1 protein-coding gene is annotated in these 1,126 nt (G+C 74.8%); it reads right to left on the reverse strand.

Going from position 1 to position 1,126, the window contains the following annotated elements:
* The coding region (locus ABZ641_RS38840) for a DUF4132 domain-containing protein (protein WP_359989412.1) at positions 1-903 on the reverse strand (903 nt) is incomplete at its 3' end.
* Between the last annotated feature and the right edge of the window lie 223 nt (positions 904-1,126).

The raw sequence follows: 1,126 nt of genomic DNA on the forward strand, positions 1-1,126 counted from the left end.
GTACTGGCGCAGGTGCGGTGAGCGCAGGTGCGGTGAGCGCACCTGCGCCAGTACCGTCAGCGCTTCGGCGTGCACCCCGGGGGCGGCCATCCGCATCCCCTCAGACCAGGCGACCGGCCCGACCTCGGGCAGCGTCAGCGCCCGGCCCTCGGTGTCGCGCCAGCACAGCGCACCGGTCTCCGAATCGCCGTCCCAGTACGGCTCGCCGATCCACACCGCGGGCTCGACCGTCCGCTCGCCGTCCCGGACCCGGATGGTGGCGTAGCCGCCGGAGACCCGGTAGCCGAGCGCGGTGGCGCGGGCGGCCAGGCCGAACCGCGACGGGAACCTGCCGCCGGCGAAGTCCTTCACCTCGGTGGCCTTCTCCGCTACCTCGTCGGGCTTGCGGAAGGTCGCCCGGTGGATCTGGTCGACGCCCTGGACGACGCCGAGCTCGGCCGCGAACTCCCGCAGGTCCTCCAGGTCCTCCAGCAGCACCGGGTGCGGCAGGGTGACCGTGGCGGGGGAGATGCGGACGGTCTCGCCGTCCAGGTCGACGAGGCGCAGCTCGCCGTCGGCGGTGGCGTCGCGCAGGAAGCCCACCTCGTCCTCGCCGTCGCCGACGACCACCAGGTCGCGCAGCGCGGCCTGCCAGGCCTCGTCCGGCCAGACCTTGGCGAGCAGCCCGGTCGGCACCGGCAGCGAGGACACCATCCAGGCGTCCACCTGCTCCCGGCAGGACGCCGCGTGGCGCTCCAACCAGGTCGCGAACCGGCGCAGCCGGTCCGTCTCCGGGTGCTCCCGCACCGCCTTCGGCAGCGACTTCAGCTGCCTGCCCGCGGAGCGGCCGGACGTCGACCGCGCCGTCACCCGGCCCTCCACCAGGGCGACCTCGTACCCGTCGCCCGCCGCCACCCAACCCATTACGGCCCCACCTCGTGATCTGCCAAATCGTCGGAAACCCCCGCAGCCGACCGGGGGACCGAACACCCCGCCCGCGGTGATGTCGGAAACCTAGCGCCACCCGCGGACAACGCGTCCCGCTGGGCGGTGCACGGGCCGCCGGGCAGCGCTCCGGCAGGGGTCGCGGAGGGAGACGGCCGGCCGCAACCCCGCGGACCGGCCCGCCGTCTCCAGATCGGAAGAG

Origin of the sequence: Kitasatospora sp. NPDC007106, from assembly GCF_040634455.1 — a bacterium.
GTDB classification, from domain to species: Bacteria; Actinomycetota; Actinomycetes; order Streptomycetales; family Streptomycetaceae; genus Kitasatospora; species Kitasatospora arboriphila.